Source organism: Streptomyces sp. NBC_00569 (genome assembly GCF_036345255.1).
GTDB lineage: Bacteria > Actinomycetota > Actinomycetes > Streptomycetales > Streptomycetaceae > Streptomyces.
The window spans coordinates 7,086,969-7,102,825 of record NZ_CP107783.1 but is presented as its reverse complement, the minus strand read 5'-3'; the positions used below and the strand labels follow the sequence as shown (position 1 = coordinate 7,102,825).

Below are 15,857 nucleotides of genomic sequence, written 5' to 3'. Positions count from 1 at the left end.
GCGTGATGTCAGCGGGGGAAAGGCGCGGTCATGAGTGGAGGCGCTCGGCTGACGCTGTGTGCGACGGCGGCCACTTTCATGGCGGCGTGTGCCCTGCTGCCGCTGGTCGATCTGGCGACCTGGATCTTCCAGGCCGCGTTCCTGCTGGTCGTCCAGGCCGGAGTGGGGGCTCTGACCCGGCGCGTGCCTCTCGCGCGGCCGCTCACGGTGGCCGTGCAGGCGCTCGTGACGCTGATGCTGCTCACCCTGTTGTTCGCGCACGCGCAGGCGATCGGCGGGGTGCTGCCGGGCCCGGAGGCGTTCCGTCACTTCGGGGAGCTGCTCCAGGCGGGCGGCGACGACGTGGGGCGGTTCGCGATCCCCGCGCCGCTGTCCGACGGGATCCGGCTGATGCTGGTGGGCGGCGTCCTGGTGATCGGCCTCGCGGTGGACGCGCTCGCGGTGACGTTCCGCAGCGCGGCGCCCGCCGGGCTGCCGCTGCTCGCCCTGTACTCGGTCGCCGCGGGCCTCTCCCACGGCTCCGCCGACTGGCTGTGGTTCCTGCTCGCCGCCGGCGGCTATCTGATGCTGCTCCTCGCCGAGGGACGGGACCGGCTCTCGCAGTGGGGGCGCGTCTTCGGCGGTACGGCCCGCTCACCGGGCCGCGCGGGCGGCGCTGCCGAGAGCACGGCCGATGCCGTGGCCCCGATCCGCACGGGCCGCCGCATCGGCGCGGTCGCGCTCGGCGTCGCCCTGGTGGTGCCGGTCGTCCTGCCCGCGCTCGACGGCGGGCTGCTCGGCCCGGCGGGTACGGGCGCGGGCGTGGGCTCCGGGGGCGGCGGCACCATCTCCGCCGTGAACCCCCTGGTCTCCCTCCAGAACAGCCTGAACCAGCCCGAGGACCGGGAGGTGATGTCGTACCGCACGAACTCGAAGGACACCCAGGACCTCTATCTGCGGATCGTCTCCCTCGACGAGTTCGACGGGACGACCTGGCGGCCCGCCAAGCGCAGCATCATCGATGTGCCCTCGCCGTTCCCGAGCCCCCGCGGCCTCGGCGCGGACGTCCGCCGGACGGAGATCCGCACGAACATCGCGGCGGCCGGCTGGTACGCCCAGGACTGGCTGCCGCTCCCCTACCCGGCGACGAAGGTCGACATCTCGGGACGCTGGCGGTACGAGCCGGTGGGCCGGACGCTCGTCGGCGACCACAACCAGACCACGCGCGGCAAGAAGTACGGCGTCGAGAGCCTGATCGTCCAGCCGACGGCGGAGCAGCTGGCGAACGCTCCCGCGGCGCCGAGCGAGCTGCGGCGTGAGTTCACCAAGGTGCCGTCGTCGCTGCCGGCGATCGTCGAGAAGACGGCGCTGCGGGTCACCGAGGGCGCGGCGAACGACTACCAGCGGGCCGTGAAACTCCAGGACTACTTCGCCGTGAGCGGCGGCTTCACGTACAACACGGAGGTCCAGGCCGGCAGCGGCTCCTCGGCCATCGCCCGTTTTCTGAAGGACAAGGAGGGTTTCTGCGTCCACTTCTCCTTCTCGATGGCCGCGATGGCCAGGACGCTGGGGATCCCGGCGCGGGTGGCGGTGGGCTTCACGCCGGGCTCTCCGCAGGCGGACGGCCGGATGTCGGTCGGTCTGCGGGACGCGCACGCGTGGCCGGAGCTGTATTTCGAGGGCGTGGGCTGGACGCGCTTCGAGCCGACGCCGAACCGCGGCACGACGCCCGAGTACACCCGTGACGACACCCCGGCGGGCGACCCGAGCAACCCGGCGGCGCCCAGCGAGGCCGCCTCGTCCCAGCCGTCGGCCGGGCAGCCTTCCGCGTCGGACAACTGCCCGGCGGCCCAGCGAAAGCTGGAAGGCTGCTCGAACACGGCGCCCGCGGTGATCGGTGCGTCCGGCGGCGACGGCCCGCCCTTCGGCACGATCGCCCTCGTCACGCTGGGCGTGCTGTCGGTGGTGCTCGTGCCGCTGCTGCCGATGCTGTGGCGGCGGCGGGTTCGGGCCGTGCGGCTCGGCTCGTCCGGCCGCACGGAGGGGGACGCGGCGGCCCGCACCCTCGCGGCGTGGCTGGAAGTGACCGACACGGCGTGGGACCACGGCATCGCACCGGACGAGTCACAGACGCCGCGGAAGGCGGCGGCGCGGATCGTCCGCGTCGGAGAGCTCGATCAGGTCGCCGCGGACTCCGTGCATCGGGTGGCGGCGGCGGTGGAGCAGGTGCTCTACGCGCCGAGGCCGCAGCCGACGGCGGGTCTCGGGGACGATGTGCGCCGCTTCGAACAGGGCCTGCGCGCCAAGGCGAGTCGCTCGGCCCGGCTGCGGGCGACGCTCGTACCGCGCTCGGCTGTTCGAGTGGCGTGGAGCCTTTCGCAGCGCCGGGAGGAGCTCGGCTCCCGCTGGACGGCCCGGACGTCGACGCTTCTGCGGCGGCCTCGGCGGCCTTCCGGCCAGGAGGGCTGACAGCCAGGAGAGCTGCGGGACGGCGCCCCTCGCGCGCAAGCGGACACGCCGGCCGCGCGGTCAAGCCGGCCCGTGCACACCCCGGCCCATTGATACACCGGCACGCGGATACGCCTGAGGGGTGACCACTCGTGAGTGGTCACCCCTCAGCCACATCTGTTCCCTGGAGGACTTCTGATCCTTTGAGGACCTGGTCCGGTGGGGACTCAGCGGCCGCCCTGGCCGCCCTGTTCGTCTCGGCGCCGCTGCCAGCGCTTCTCGATCCGGTCCATCATCGACCGATGCTTCTTGCCCTGTCGCCGTGCGGTCGGCGGCGCTCCTGGCGCTGCTCCGGCAGCCGGCTGTTCACCGGGCTTGGGCGCTTTGCGCCATGCGGTCATGGCAAGGACCGCGCAGCCCAGCATGACGAGGAACCCCACCACGCTGATCCAGATCTGCTTTGCGACCATTCCGGCCATGAGGAGCGCGATACCCACCAGGAATCCGGCGACTGCCTGGTAGACCCGACGTCGGGTGTACGTACGCAGCCCGCTTCCCTCAAGCGCTGTCGCGAACTTGGGATCTTCGGCGTACAGCGCTCGCTCCATCTGCTCGAGCATTCGCTGCTCGTGCTCCGAGAGCGGCACGGAGTCCTCCTCATCGTGCAGTCGCCGGGGCGACCGGGGGTCCCCTTCAGGATAGGCAGGGAATCGCCCCCGTGAAACCCGCCCCTCTACGCCAACTTCGCCAACCAGGACCACCATGCCGCTCCGGCTCGCTGAGGCGTTAATGCCCCGGCGGCCGTCCCGTCATGCCGGACCGTCTCCCTCGATCATACGGCGCCCGGCGCGGAAGCGGGGGGCCTGTGGCGTACTCCATCCGCCGCTGCGCCCCTGATCAGCGGCGCGTCACCCGGGGCACTCAGACCTCCGGGGTCCCCTGCTTCTCGCCGAGGACGTGCAGCTGCGTGGCGACGGAGTGGAAGGCGGGCAGCTCGGCGGCCGCGGCCTCCAGCTTGAGGAGCTCCTGGAGGGCGCCCGGTTCGGTGTCCACGAGAACGCCCGGCACGAGGTCGGCGAAGACCCGTACACCGTGCACCGCGCCGACCTCGACGCCCGCGGATCCGACGAGCTGGGTGAGCTGTTCGGCGCTGAAGCGGCGCGGCACGGGGTCGCCGTCGCCCCAGCGGCCCGCCGGGTCGCCGAGGGCCTGCCTGGCCTCCTTGAAGTGCCCGGCGAGCGCGCGGGCGAGCACGGCACCGCCGAGTCCCGCGGCGAGCAGGCTGAGGACGCCGGAGGAGCGCAGGGCGCCCACCGCGTTGCGTACGCCCTCGGCCGGGTCGTCGACGTACTCCAGGACGCCGTGGCACAGGACCGCGTCGTATCCGTCGCGCTCGACCACGTCGAAGAGACCGGAGACGTCGCCCTGCACCCCGCGCACTCGGTCGGCCACGCCGGCCTCGGCCGCGCGACGCTCGAGCGCGAAGAGCGCGTTCGGGCTGGGGTCGACGACGGTGACGCGGTGGCCGAGGCCTGCCACGGGCACCGCGAAGTTACCGCTACCGCCGCCGGTGTCGAGCACGTCGAGCGACTCGCGCCCCGTGGCCTTGACGCGACGGTCGAGGGCGTCCTTGAGAACGTCCCAGACCACGGCGGTACGGAGAGAAGCGCGGGGGCGCATCGGGTCCGACACGACAGGTGACTCCTCGGCGCGGCTCCGGCTCATGGGCTGCGGAGCGATGGGGGTTCCTCCCTCACCGGCACGGCGATGGGTGGAGGGTTCGGGCGCCTCCACCCTATTGCCTCGTGAGAGCTGTCCGGTCACCCCACGTCGGGCACCTCCCGGCCTGCCTCCGGAGCCTCGTCCTGCACCCTGGGCTGGGGCAGCAAGGGCTGGAGCAGGAGCAACCTCTCGACGATGCGCAAGAACACAGCGACATCGCGGAGCAGGTCGTCCGCGTCGCGGGTGCCGGCGGCCCCCTGGATGCCCGCTTCGGCGCGCGCCCTGCGGGTGGCGCCGGAGGCGAACAGCGCGCTCCACTCGGTCAGTTCGGGTGCGATCTCGGGGAGCACTTCCCAGGCGCTCCGTATCCGGGCACGGCGTCGGGGCGTGGGTTCGGGGCGGCCGCGGGCGGCGAGTACGGCGGCCGCGGTGCGCAGGGCGGCGAGGTGGGCCGTGGCGTACCGCTCGTTGGGCGTCTCGAGGAGGGCCGCCTCGTCGAGTCCCGTGCGCGCCTGGGCGAGCAGGTCGAGTGCGGCGGGAGGGGCTGTCGCCCGGCGGAGTACGGGGTGGACGTCGGCGGCGGGTCCGGTCAGCGAGGGTGCAGGGCCGGTGGCGCGGGGCCGGCGTGCGGCTGCTGCTGAATGTCCAGCCATGACGAACCTCCTGTCGTCTGTGTGACGGCTCAGTGGCCGTATGTGCCCATCGTGGAGTACGCCACTGACAATCGGCCCTGACCTGCGTCTTTGCTTCGAGCGACAGTTCGGGCTAACTTTTGCACTGACCAGTCAGTTCAAAAAAATGGGGGGCCCGACCATGGACGGTCCGAACGCGGTCACCGTCAGCGCCGAGGGGTTCGGGCTCAGGGGCCCGCGCGGCTGGGCGTTCCGCGGGGTGGACATCGACGCGGAGCCCGGGGCGCTCGTCGCCGTCGAGGGGCCGTCCGGGTCGGGCCGCACCTGCCTGCTGCTCGCCCTCACCGGACGCATGCGGCCCACCGAGGGCGCCGCGTCCGTCGGCCCCTTCCGGCTGCCGAAGCAGTTGTCCGCCGTCCGCCGTGTCAGCGCTCTCGCCCATGTGCCCGGGGTCACCGACCTCGATCCCGCGCTGACGGTCGAGGAGCATCTGCGCGAACGGGCGCTGCTCCAGCGGCGGTTCGACGGTTCGCTGCGGGCACTGCTGCGGCCCCGGGCCGAACGGGCGGCCGCATCGCGGCTGCGGATCGACACCGCCCTGGCCGCCGCGGGGCTCGACCGGGAGTCCCTGCCTAAGGGCACTCGTACCGCCGTGCGCGACCTGGAGCGGATCGAGGCGCTCCGGCTGTCCGTGGCTCTCGCTCTGATCGGGCGGCCGCGGCTGCTCGGCGTCGACGACACCGACCTGAAGCTCTCGGACGCCGAACGGGCGGAGGTCTGGGACCTGTTGAGGTCCGTCGCCGAGTCCGGCACGACGGTCGTGGCGGTGTGCAGCGAGGCGCCGAAGGACGCGGTCGTCGTATCGACGGCCCCCGCCGAGAAGGCCGAGAGCACCGCGAAGGCCGAGAAGGCCGAGAACGCTGCGAACGCTGCGAACGCTGCGAACGCCGAGAAGGCCACGCAGGACGAGACCGTCAAGAACGAGAACAAGAACAAGAAGGAGACGGCGGATGCGCTCGCCGAGGCTGGCCGCGCTTGAGCTCAGGCGCTTCGGCAGGGGGAAGCTGCCGCGCGCCGCGCTCGCCGCGCTCCTGTTGCTGCCCCTGCTGTACGGCGCCCTGTACCTGTGGTCCTTCTGGGACCCGTACGGGCGTCTCGACAAGATTCCCGTCGCGCTCGTCAACGACGACAAGGGGGCGCGGGCCGCGGGTCAGAAGATCGTGGCGGGCGACGACATCACCGAGGGGCTGCACGACAGCAAGACCTTCGAGTGGCACGAGGTGAGTGCGGCGCAGGCCCGCAAGGGCGTCGAGGACGGGACGTACTACCTGTCCCTGACGATGCCCGAGGACTTCAGCGCGCGCATCGCGTCCAGTTCCGGGGACACCCCGGAGACCGGCGCCCTTCAGGTGCGGACGAACGACGCCAACAACTACATCGTCGGGCAGATCTCGCGGACGGTGTTCTCCGAGGTGCGTTCGGCGGCGTCCACCAACGCGTCACGCTCCTTCCTCGACCGGATCTTCATCTCCTTCTCCGACATCCACGACGCGACCAAGAAGGCCGCCAAGGGTGCCGACCGGCTCAAGGGCGGTATCGGCAAGGCGAAGAAGGGGTCCAAGGACCTGGCGGACGGTCTGAAGGACGCCAAGAAGGGCAGCGGCGACCTGGCCGGCGGGATCAAGAAGCTGAACAAGGGCGCGGGGGATCTGGAGTCCGGCTCGAAGCAGGTCTCCGACGGCACCCAGCTCCTCGCCGACAAGGTCAACGGCGTCGCCGGGCAGGTGCGGCCGTTCCTGAAGGACAACAAGAAGGCGATCGGCGACACCGCCCGGCTCGTCGCCGACTCGGCGAAGGGCATCCGGCACAACCTCGACGTCCTGGTGAAGACGGCGCCGACGGCCGCCAAGGGCGCGCACGCGGGATCCGACGTCCTGGACGGGGTCTACACGGCGCGCTGCGAGACGCTGCCGCTGCCCGACCCGGCCTGCCCCGACCTGAAGAAGGCCAAGGTGGCCGCGGCCGACGTGGCGAAGGTCGCCGACGACCTGAACGTCCTGATCGAGGACGACCACGGCGACCTGGACACCCTCGACCGCCATCTCGCCACGCTCCAGCGGCAGTCCGAGGCGCTGGCCAAGCACGCCCCGACGCTCGACCAGGACGTGGCCACCGCCGTCTCGAAGATCAACGCGCTCAACAAGGGCGCGGGTCAGGTCGCCAGGGGCGCCAAGCAGCTGCACACCGGGCTCGGCACGGCGAGGACGGGCTCGGCGGACCTCGACACGGGCGTCGGCAAGCTGAAGACGGGCGCGAGCGATCTCAACGGCGGCATGTTCAAGCTGGCCGACGGCTCCGGAGAGCTGGCCGGCGGGCTGCACGACGGGGTGAAGCAGATCCCCGACTACGACAAGAACGACCGCGACCGGCGCACCGGTGTCATGTCCGACCCGGTCCAGCTCGCCTCGCAGTCCCTGCACAAGGCGCCCAACTACGGCACCGGATTCGCCCCGTACTTCATCCCGCTGTCCCTGTGGGTCGGCGCGATGGTGGCCTACATGCTGATCCAGCCGCTCAACCGGCGCGCACTCGCCGCGGGCGCCTCCGCCTGGCGGATCGCGCTGGCGGGCTGGCTTCCCGTGGCCGCGCTCGGGGTGCTCCAGGTGGCCGCCCTGATGTCGGTGCTGCACTGGGCGCTGGGGCTCCAGATGGTCAGGGCGGCCGGAACGGTCGGCTTTCTGTTCCTCGTCACGGCGTGCTTCGCCGCGATCGTGCAGTGGCTGAACGCCCGCTTCGGAGCGGCGGGGCGGATCCTCGTACTCGCCTTCCTGATGCTCCAGTTGACGTCGGCGGGCGGCACGTATCCCGTGCAGACGAGCCCCGGCTTCTTCAACGCGATCCACCCCTTCCTGCCGATGACCTATGTCGTCGAGGCGCTGCGGAGACTGATCTCGGGCGGTGGCCTCGGACCCGTGTGGCAGGCGTGTGCCGTGCTCGCCGCGTTCACGGCCGGCGCGCTGGCCCTGACCGCGCTCAGCGCCCGCGGCAAGCAGGTGTGGACACTCGACCGGCTGCACCCCGAACTCAGCCTGTGAGCGCGCCCACATCGCCGCCTGTGAGAATCAGGGGCATGGAAAGCAGCACACGGCGCCAGGCCACCCGGCAGAAGCTGTACGAGGCCGCGGTCACGCTCATCGCGGAACAGGGTTTCTCGGCCACCACGGTCGACGAGATCGCCGAGCGCGCCGGGGTCGCGAAAGGCACGGTCTACTACAACTTCGCCAGCAAGTCGGTCCTCTTCGAGGAGCTTCTCCGGCACGGGGTCGGGCTTCTCACCGCCTCCCTGCGGGAGGCGTCGGAGAAGACGGCCGCGAGCGGCGGCAGCAAGATCGACGCCCTCGACGCGATGATCCGGGCCGGCCTCGTCTTCATCGACCGCTATCCGGCCTTCACCCAGCTGTACGTGGCCGAGCTGTGGCGCACGAACCGCGCCTGGCAGTCCACGCTCGCGGTGGTCCGGCAGGAGGCCGTCGCCGTCGTGGAGGACGTGCTGCGGGACGCGGTCGAGGGCGGTGAGCTGAGCGAGGAGATCGACATTCCGCTGACGGCGGCCGCGCTGGTCGGCATGGTCCTCGTGGCCGCCCTCGACTGGCAGGCCTTCCAGCCGGAGCGCTCCCTGGACGACGTCCACGCGGCGCTGTCACGGCTGCTCCAGGGGCGCGTGACCGGCGGACGCTGACCGCCCCCGGACGGGGGCGAAGACGGCGGAGACGACAGAGCGCCGGTCCGGCGTGGCCCGAACTCTCAGGCCTCACCGGACCGGCGCGTCCCCCGTGTCCCCGTGTTCCCCCGTGTCCCCACGCGGGCCCGCCGGTCGTGCGGGCCCCCGTGCCTCGCCCCCCGCTGTGGCGGGAGGTGCGGCCAAGGGGGCGAAGCGCTGTTCCGCCGCCCCGTGTCGGCGGTACCGGCGCCGCGCCCCCTTCCGTGTCTCCACTCTCCCGTCCGCGCAGGTCGGACCCCATCCGCGCAGCTACTCATCTCATGCACTAGGTACGGATACTCAGGCCTGGGTGCTCAGGCCCAGCACGTGGACTTCGCGACTGGATACGATCTCGTCCGTGTCCGTACTCCCCCTGGTCTTCACCAGCGGCTGGGCGAGCGGGATCAACGCGTACGCGGTGGTTCTCCTCCTCGGTGTCTTCGGCGCGACCGGGCTGACCGACGACGTTCCCGAGTCGCTCCAGCGCACCGACGTGCTCATCGCCGCCGGCGTGCTGTTCCTGTGCGAGGCCGTCGCCGACAAGATCCCCTACGTGGACTCGGTCTGGGACACCGCGCACACGGTGATCCGGCCGGTGTCGGGCGCCGTCGTCGGCGCCCTGCTCGCGGGCCAGAGCGGGTCGCTGTCCGACCTGGCCGCGGGCGCGGTCGGCGGGTCGACGGCGCTGGCCAGCCACGCCGTGAAGGCCGGGACCCGGATGGCGATCAACACCTCGCCCGAGCCCTTCAGCAACTTCGCCGTGAGCTCCGCCGAGGACCTCGGGGTCGCCGGAATCATCACGTTCGCCATATTCCATCCTGAAGCGGCCGCGATCATCGCCGCCGTCCTGCTCCTCCTCGGGCTGCTCATGCTGTACTTCCTGATCTCGCGGATCCGGCGCTTCCTGCGGCGCCGGGCGCAGCGGCGCGAGGAGAGGCGCATCGCCCACCGGACCGGGGCGCCGCCGGGCTGATCCGCAGCCCGGCCGGGCTGTCGGCGGGGGGTCGGCGGGGGCGGATAAAGTCGCCGTCATGGCACGGATTGCGGTGATCGGCGCCGGGATGGGCGCGATGGCGGCCGCTTCCCGGCTGGCCGTGGCAGGCCACCGGGTGGCGGTGTACGAGCGCACGTCGACGTACGGCGGGGCGCTCGGCGGCTTCGCCCGGGACGGCTTCTCGTTCGACACGGGCCCGGGGCTGCTCCAACTCCCCGCGGTCTACAGGGACTTGTTCATCAAGACGGGCAAGCAACCGCTGGAGGACGCGGTCGAGCTGACCCAGGTGGAGCCCGCCGTGCGGCATGTCTTCGCGGACGGCACGGCGGTGGACCTGCCGAACGCGCGGCGCGCGGGCATCGCCGACGCCCTGGACGCGTCGCTCGGCGAGGGCTCGGGCGCGCACTGGTCGGCGTTCATGAACCGGGCGCGTGAGGCCTGGGACCGCACCCGGCGCCCGCTCCTCGAAGAGCCCCTGTGGCCGAACTGGCGGATCCTCGCGGACCGCGAGCCGTACCCCGCGGTGGTGCGCCGCCGGATGCTGCGCAAGGACCTGTCGGCGACGACGCTCTCCGAGGTCGCCGCCCTGGAGCTGAGCGGGGATCCGCGGCTCGTCGCGCTCCTCGAGCAGTACGCGCTCGCCTCCGGCCTCGATCCGCGGACGGCCCCGGCGAGCGCGGCCGTGCTGCCGTACATGGAGCAGACCTTCGGCACCTGGGCCGTGCGCGGCGGGATGCGGGAGCTGGCGCGGGCCGTGTACGAGCGCTGCCTTCAGCGGAAGGTCGCGTTCGAGTTCGACGCGCCGGTGGCGCGGATCGTGGAGAAGGACGGCCGGGCGGCGGGCGTGGAGCTGGCCGAAGGCCGGGTCATGGAGGCCGACTTCGTGGTCGCCGGTGTGGCGCCCGGCGTCCTCGACGCGCTGCTGCCGGGGCGGGCGCTCAGGGCCGAGGACTCGGTGGCGCCGCAGTCGGCGCTGCCGAGCAGACTGACGGTGTTTCTGGCGCTGCGCGGCGCGCGTCCCGGGGACACCCCGCACCGGACGGTCGTGCATGCCGCGGACCGGGAAGCCGAACTGGCGTCACTGTTCGGCGGAGGCACGGCGGTGGCGGAGCGGCCCACGGTCACGGTGCTTCGTCCCGACGACGCCTCGGTGGTGCCGGACCCGGACCATGAGGCGGTGACCCTGGTGGTCACGGTGGCGCGCGGCGCGCGCGTGACGGACGCGGACGTGGAGCGGGTCGTCGAGGCAGCCGGGCGGGCGGTCCCAGGACTGCGCGACCGTCTGCTGTGGCACGAGGTCCGCACGCCGTCGGACGTCGCCGACGCGACGGGCGCGGACGGCGGTTCGGTGCCCGCACCGGCCCTGGCGGCGGCCTCCGGCCGGCTCCTGCACCCGGCGAACAGCACACTCGTTCCGGGCCTGTTCGCCGTCGGCGGCTGGTCGCACCCGGGCGGCGGGCTGCCGCACGCGGGGATGTCGGGCGCGCTGGCGGCCGGGCTGATCGTGGAGGGCCCGGACTTCCGCGGCTCGCAGTGACGGGCGGCGCCCGCCGGGCTCAGTAGCGGTACTGCTGCTCGTTGTAGCCGGAGCCGCCGTCGTAACCGCCCTGGCCGTTCTGCTCGTACGGGTAGGGCTGCTCCGGGGGCAGTTCGCCGCCGTACTGCTGGTGCTGGTCGTCGCCGGTGCGCTGCTGGGGCACCCAGACCCCGCCGGGCGGCGTCTCCATGCCGTAGCCGCCCGCCGCGTACGGATCGCCGTACTGCTGTCCCGTGCCGTACGCGTCGTCGTACTGGGGCTGCGCCGGGTAGGTCTGCGTCCCGATGTACGGGTCGGAGTAGGCGGCGTACTGCTGCTGGCCGTTGTCGTAGCCGTACTGCTGCTGGTCGTAGCCCGCGTACGCGTCGTACGCGTACCCCTGCGCCGCGGAGTCCGCCTGTGCGGCGGCCGGGGTGTAGACGCCGTACTGGCCGGTGTCGTCGGGCATCGGCTGCGGCGCGTAGACCGACGTCGCCTCGGCCGCGGACTCGGGTTCCGGGGCGTCGGGGGCGTCCGGGGCGTCGGACTCGTACTCCAGGTCGGAGACCTCGAGGGTCGGGTCCTGGTGGACCGGCTCCTTGATCTTGCGCCGCTTGCTCGCGCCGGGGTTCCCGCCGAGCGCCCAGCCCGTGGAGAAGCCCCTGCGGAACGACAGCGTCACGTACGTCTGGCCGACGGCGAACGTGATGGCGCCGATCCCGATGACGATCACCGACGGGATCAGCACACCGAGGACGACGCCCACGAACCCGACGAAGGCGAGCAGCCGGTAACGCAGCCGCGCCTTGTACTGGAGCAGTACCTCACCGAGCAGCCACAACGCGACGATTCCGAACGCGATGTAGAGGACCGTCCAGCCCATGTACGCCCCTCTCGTACGGCCGCCGCCCCTGGTGGAATACGGCCGGGTCAGGCCTGCTGGTCGTGCAGGCCCAGATTCTCGTAGATCTCCAGTGTCGCCGTGGAGTTGTTGAGCGTGATGAAGTGCAGACCCGGAACGCCCTCGTCCAGCAGCTTCGCGCAGAACTCCGTCGCGAACTCGATGCCAATGGAGCGTACAGCCGCCGGATCGTCTTTGGCTGTGAGGATGCGCTCTTTCAGGGCGGGCGGGAACGTGGCGTTGCTCAGCTGCGGCAGCCGCTCCAGCATGCGCACGCTCGTGACCGGCATGATCTCCGGGATGACGGGGGTGTCACAACCCGCCGCCGCGACCCGGTCGCGCAGCCGCAGGTATTCCTCCGGGTAGAAGAACATCTGAGTGATCGCGTAGTCCGCGCCCGCCCGGCACTTGTCCACGAAGTGGCGCACGTCGGAGTCCCAGTCCTCGGAGCGCGGGTGCATCGCGGGGAACGCCGCGACGCCGACGCAGAAGTCGCCCGACTCCTTGATGAGCCGGACCAGTTCGGCGGCGTAGGTCAGGCCCTCGGGGTGCGCGACCCAGTCGGCCATGGGGTCGCCGGGCGGGTCTCCCCGCACGGCGAGGATGTTCCTGATGCCGGCGTCCGCGTACTGGCCGATGATGTTGCGCAGCTGTGCCACGGAGTGGTCGACGGCCGTGAGGTGGGCGACCGGGGTCAGGGTCGTGTCGGCGACGATCTGCTCCGTCTCGCGGACCGTGCCGGCGCGGGTGGAACCGCCGGCCCCGTACGTCACGGAGACGAAGTCGGGCGCGACGGCCTCGACCCGTCGCAGCGCGTTCCAGAGGTTCCGCTCACCCTTCGGGGTCTTCGGCGCCGAGAACTCGAACGAGAAGGTCGTCTTGCCGGTCGCGAGCATGTCGCGCACGGTGCGTGCGCGATCAGTCCTGGTGGAAGCGGTGCCAAGGGCCATATGGGCAGGTTAGCCACGGGAGCGCCCTCTCCCTAATCCCCGTCCACCCTGCGGACACACGTCTTGGCCGAGCGCGTCCGGGCGGGTCAGGCCGTACGCAGCCGCTTCGCGAAGTCCGCCGCGGCCGCGCCCGGGTCGTCCGCCTCGGTGATGGCACGGACGACGACGACGCGGCGGGCACCGGCTTCGAGCACCTCGTCCAGGTTCCCCGCGTCGATGCCGCCGATCGCGAACCAGGGGCGGTCCGTGCCGAGCGAGGCCGTGTAGCGCACCAGGTCGAGGCCGGGCGCGTACCGGCCGGGCTTGGTGGGGGTCGGCCAGCAGGGGCCGGTGCAGAAGTAGTCCACGCCGTCCTGGACGGCGGCCGCGGCGGCCTCCGTGTCGGCGTGCGTGGAGCGGCCGATCAGGACGTCCTCGCCGAGGATGGCGCGGGCGGCCGCGACCGGCAGGTCGCCCTGGCCCAGGTGCAGGACGTCGGCGCCGGCGGCGTGGGCGACGTCCGCCCGGTCGTTGACCGCGAACAGCTTGCCGTGGCGCGCGGCGGCGTCGGCGAGGACGGCCAGGTGCTCCAGCTCCTCGCCCGCCTCCATGCCCTTGTCGCGCAGCTGCACGATGTCCACGCCGTTCGCCAGGACGGCGTCGAGGAACTCGGGGAGGTCGCCCTGGCGCTTGCGGGCGTCCGTGCACAGGTACAGCCGGGCGTCGGCGAGCTGGGCGCGCTGTGTGGCGGCCATGGCCATGGGTGAGTCCCCCGTGGTCGGTGGCGCGCGGGCCGCGGTGAGCGCGGCCCGCGCGCCGGACGGTTGTCAGGTCAGACGGCGAGCGCCTGGGCGCGGCGCTTCACCTCCGTGCCACGATTCTCGCTCAGCGCCTGCGCGGGGGTGCCCGGCAGGGTCGGGTCGGGGGTGAAGAGCCATTCGAGCATCTCTTCGTCGTTGAAGCCGTCGTCCCTGAGCAGGGTCAGCGTCCCGGTGAGGCCCTTGACGACCTTGTCGCCGTCGATGAAGGCGGCGGGCACGTGCAGCGCCCTGTTCTCACCGCGGCGTACGGCGATCACCTGGCCTTCCTTCACCAGCTGCCGCACACGCGTCACCTCCACGCCGAACTGCTCGGCGATGTCGGGAAGGGTGAGCCACTCGGGGACGAGAGCATCGATCTTTGCGTCAATCTCGGTCACAGGACAAGCCTGCCATCCCGGACTGACAGTGGGAAACGCGACCGCGCAAAAGGCCCCCGCCCGCGCGGGGGGCGGTTACAAGACGGCGGCCTTCAGGGGACGGGCCGGATCGCTGATGACCTGCGGGTCCAGCGGGACGCCCGACTCGATGAGCTTGCGCCCCTGTGCCAGGTCGCGCGGGCGGCCCACGGCGAGGACGCCGACGAGACGGCTCTCGCGCAGCCAGCACACGCTCCAGGACGCGCCCTGCGGGTCGCCGCGCCACACGGTGGTGTCGGCGGCCGCGTGATGTCCGGCGTACTGCACGAAGCGGCCGAACTGCTCCGACCAGAAGTACGGCACGGGGTCGTACGTCGCCGGGGTCTCGCCGATGATGTTGGCGGCGACCGTGCGGGGGCCCTGGAGGGCGTTGTCCCAGTGGTGGACCATCAGGCGCTCGCCGTACCGGCCGGAAGGGAAGGACGAGCAGTCACCGACTGCGTACACATCGGGCTCGGAGGTGCGCAGGCCGTCGTCCGCCACGACCTCGCGGTGGACGCCGAGGGTGATGCCGGAGCCGGTGAGCCAGCCGGTGGCGGGGCGGGCCCCGATGCCGACGACCACCGCTCCGGCGGGCACCCGGGTGCCGTCGTCGAGGAGGACGGCACCGGGTTCGATGTGCTCCACGCGCGCGTGGGTGCGCAGTTCCGCCCCGGCGTCCGCGTACCAGGCGGCCATGGGGGCGGCGACCTCCTCGGGCAGCGCCCCGGCGAGCGGCCGCTCGGCCGCCTCGACGACGGTGACCGCGCATCCCGCCTCACGGGCCGCGGTGGCGAACTCGGCGCCGATCCAGCCCGCGCCCACGACGACGATGTCGCGCTGCGCGGCGAGGACGGGGCGCAGGCGTTCGGCGTCGTCGAGCGTGCGCAGCAGATGGACACCGGGGATGGCCTCCGTGCCGGGCAGCCTGACGGGTTCGGCGCCGGTCGCGAGGACGAGGACGTCGTAGGGGGCGGGTCCGGTGGCGGTGTCGAGGGTGTGCTCGGCGGGGCGTACGCCGGTGACCTCGCGGCCCAGTTCGAGCGTGATGTCGAGTGCTTCGAAGTCGACGTCGAAGGCGGAACCCTCGGCCTTGCCGAGGAGGACGGCCTTGGACAGCGGGGGCCGGTCGTACGGCTGGTGGGGTTCGGCGCCGATCAGCGTGACGGCGCCGGTGAAGCCCTGTTCGCGCAGGGCCACGGCGGTCTGGACCCCCGCCATCCCGGCGCCGACGATGACGACGTGCCGCCCTGCCTGGGGCACCGGTGCCTGGTTCTGGGTCTGCTCGCTCACCGGATCACCATATGCACCTGACGTTCAGTCAGTCAGCGGGCCGCGTCACTCCGGTCCCGTGACGTCTTCCACACCGGCCGCCGGTTTGACCGGTGCAGCCGCCCGCGTCCGCGCCGTCAGGCGCCGGGGACCTCTTCGACGACGCTCGTGCCGCTGCCCGCCTGCGACTCCCACTCCCACGTCTCGTCCAGCCGCACCCGCCCGTCGGGAAGGTCCACGACGAGCGAGACACAGTGCCCGGAGGAGGTCGTCGCGTCCGTCTTCAGCTGTACGTACCTGAAGTCGACCCGGTCGCCCTCGCGGGTGCCCACGAGGTGGCCGCGCACCACGTCCCCGCCCGCGTACTCGGCCCAGATCCGGCCGTCCTCCTCGTGGTACGTGAACCGGGTCCGCGTACCCACCTGACCTGGAGCCTGGTCGGCGACCGGGGCGAGGACGAGTCCGTCGAGCGAGCGGGCCATGCGGGT

General features: G+C 72.3%; 15 protein-coding genes. 6 read left to right on the top strand and 9 right to left on the bottom strand.

Going from position 1 to position 15,857, the window contains the following annotated elements:
* Positions 1–30: 30 nt before the first annotated feature.
* Positions 31–2,448, top strand: coding sequence for a transglutaminase TgpA family protein (locus OHO83_RS31910; RefSeq protein ID WP_330280087.1), 2,418 nt, complete (start codon positions 31–33; stop codon positions 2,446–2,448).
* Between the two features lie 206 nt (positions 2,449–2,654).
* Here the strand turns inward: OHO83_RS31910 and OHO83_RS31905 are convergent, their stop codons facing one another.
* From OHO83_RS31905 to OHO83_RS31895, 3 genes are all read right to left on the bottom strand, one after another.
* Complete coding sequence (locus tag OHO83_RS31905; RefSeq protein WP_227294242.1) at positions 2,655–3,074, bottom strand: DUF3040 domain-containing protein; 420 nt, start codon at positions 3,072–3,074, stop codon at positions 2,655–2,657.
* 274 nt (positions 3,075–3,348) lie between these two features.
* A complete protein-coding gene (locus OHO83_RS31900) occupies positions 3,349–4,119 on the bottom strand; it encodes a methyltransferase (protein WP_266669652.1) in 771 nt (256 codons plus the stop codon).
* A 128-nt stretch (positions 4,120–4,247) separates the two neighbouring features.
* The gene (locus OHO83_RS31895; RefSeq protein ID WP_266669654.1) at positions 4,248–4,802 is read right to left on the bottom strand and encodes an SAV_6107 family HEPN domain-containing protein; all 555 of its coding nucleotides are present in this window, start codon (positions 4,800–4,802) and stop codon (positions 4,248–4,250) included.
* A gap of 160 nt (positions 4,803–4,962) precedes the next feature.
* On the opposite strand from OHO83_RS31895, the gene OHO83_RS31890 reads away from it, so the two are divergent.
* The 5 genes from OHO83_RS31890 to OHO83_RS31870 all read left to right on the top strand — a co-directional run bounded on the left by OHO83_RS31890 (position 4,963) and on the right by OHO83_RS31870 (position 11,072).
* Positions 4,963–5,820, top strand: coding sequence for an ATP-binding cassette domain-containing protein (locus tag OHO83_RS31890; RefSeq protein ID WP_330280086.1), 858 nt, complete (start codon positions 4,963–4,965; stop codon positions 5,818–5,820).
* A complete protein-coding gene (locus OHO83_RS31885; RefSeq protein WP_266669658.1) occupies positions 5,792–7,876 on the top strand; it encodes a YhgE/Pip domain-containing protein in 2,085 nt (694 codons plus the stop codon). The genes OHO83_RS31890 and OHO83_RS31885 overlap by 29 nt, the downstream gene beginning before the upstream one ends.
* 35 nt (positions 7,877–7,911) lie before the next feature.
* Positions 7,912–8,520 (top strand): TetR/AcrR family transcriptional regulator, encoded by a 609-nt coding sequence (locus OHO83_RS31880; protein WP_100592205.1) that lies wholly within the window; start codon positions 7,912–7,914, stop codon positions 8,518–8,520.
* Positions 8,521–8,899: 379 nt separating this feature from the next.
* Positions 8,900–9,514: a DUF4126 domain-containing protein gene (locus tag OHO83_RS31875; protein WP_266669661.1), complete on the top strand. Its 615-nt coding sequence runs from the start codon at positions 8,900–8,902 to the stop codon at positions 9,512–9,514.
* Positions 9,515–9,572: 58 nt separating this feature from the next.
* Positions 9,573–11,072 (top strand): phytoene desaturase family protein, encoded by a 1,500-nt coding sequence (locus tag OHO83_RS31870; RefSeq protein WP_329435573.1) that lies wholly within the window; start codon positions 9,573–9,575, stop codon positions 11,070–11,072.
* 19 nt (positions 11,073–11,091) lie between these two features.
* Here OHO83_RS31870 and OHO83_RS31865 read toward each other — a convergent pair whose 3' ends face one another.
* The 6 genes from OHO83_RS31865 to OHO83_RS31840 all read right to left on the bottom strand — a co-directional run bounded on the left by OHO83_RS31865 (position 11,092) and on the right by OHO83_RS31840 (position 15,851).
* Entirely contained in the window at positions 11,092–11,934 is an 843-nt protein-coding gene (locus tag OHO83_RS31865; RefSeq protein WP_266669665.1) for a hypothetical protein, read from the bottom strand.
* A gap of 47 nt (positions 11,935–11,981) precedes the next feature.
* Positions 11,982–12,902: a methylenetetrahydrofolate reductase [NAD(P)H] gene (gene metF, locus OHO83_RS31860; protein WP_227294250.1), complete on the bottom strand. Its 921-nt coding sequence runs from the start codon at positions 12,900–12,902 to the stop codon at positions 11,982–11,984.
* A gap of 86 nt (positions 12,903–12,988) precedes the next feature.
* A complete protein-coding gene (gene thiE / locus OHO83_RS31855; protein WP_227300302.1) occupies positions 12,989–13,636 on the bottom strand; it encodes a thiamine phosphate synthase in 648 nt (215 codons plus the stop codon).
* Positions 13,637–13,713: 77 nt separating this feature from the next.
* Positions 13,714–14,079, bottom strand: a complete 366-nt coding sequence (locus OHO83_RS31850) for an Rv2175c family DNA-binding protein (RefSeq protein WP_116502558.1) — start codon at positions 14,077–14,079, stop codon at positions 13,714–13,716.
* Positions 14,080–14,154: 75 nt separating this feature from the next.
* The gene (locus OHO83_RS31845; RefSeq protein ID WP_443066068.1) at positions 14,155–15,390 is read right to left on the bottom strand and encodes an NAD(P)/FAD-dependent oxidoreductase; all 1,236 of its coding nucleotides are present in this window, start codon (positions 15,388–15,390) and stop codon (positions 14,155–14,157) included.
* Positions 15,391–15,506: 116 nt separating this feature from the next.
* Positions 15,507–15,851, bottom strand: a complete 345-nt coding sequence (locus OHO83_RS31840) for a hypothetical protein (RefSeq protein ID WP_266669669.1) — start codon at positions 15,849–15,851, stop codon at positions 15,507–15,509.
* Positions 15,852–15,857: the final 6 nt, after the last annotated feature.

Coding starts and splice junctions, on each gene's coding strand:
- OHO83_RS31910 (WP_330280087.1), top strand. CDS start 31: ATGAGTGGAGGCGCTCGGCTGACGCTGTGTGCGACGGCGGCCACTTTC.
- OHO83_RS31895 (WP_266669654.1), bottom strand. CDS start 4,802: ATGGCTGGACATTCAGCAGCAGCCGCACGCCGGCCCCGCGCCACCGGC.
- OHO83_RS31890 (WP_330280086.1), top strand. CDS start 4,963: ATGGACGGTCCGAACGCGGTCACCGTCAGCGCCGAGGGGTTCGGGCTC.
- OHO83_RS31885 (WP_266669658.1), top strand. CDS start 5,792: ATGCGCTCGCCGAGGCTGGCCGCGCTTGAGCTCAGGCGCTTCGGCAGG.
- OHO83_RS31880 (WP_100592205.1), top strand. CDS start 7,912: ATGGAAAGCAGCACACGGCGCCAGGCCACCCGGCAGAAGCTGTACGAG.
- OHO83_RS31870 (WP_329435573.1), top strand. CDS start 9,573: ATGGCACGGATTGCGGTGATCGGCGCCGGGATGGGCGCGATGGCGGCC.
- OHO83_RS31865 (WP_266669665.1), bottom strand. CDS start 11,934: ATGGGCTGGACGGTCCTCTACATCGCGTTCGGAATCGTCGCGTTGTGG.
- metF (WP_227294250.1), bottom strand. CDS start 12,902: ATGGCCCTTGGCACCGCTTCCACCAGGACTGATCGCGCACGCACCGTG.
- thiE (WP_227300302.1), bottom strand. CDS start 13,636: ATGGCCGCCACACAGCGCGCCCAGCTCGCCGACGCCCGGCTGTACCTG.
- OHO83_RS31840 (WP_266669669.1), bottom strand. CDS start 15,851: ATGGCCCGCTCGCTCGACGGACTCGTCCTCGCCCCGGTCGCCGACCAG.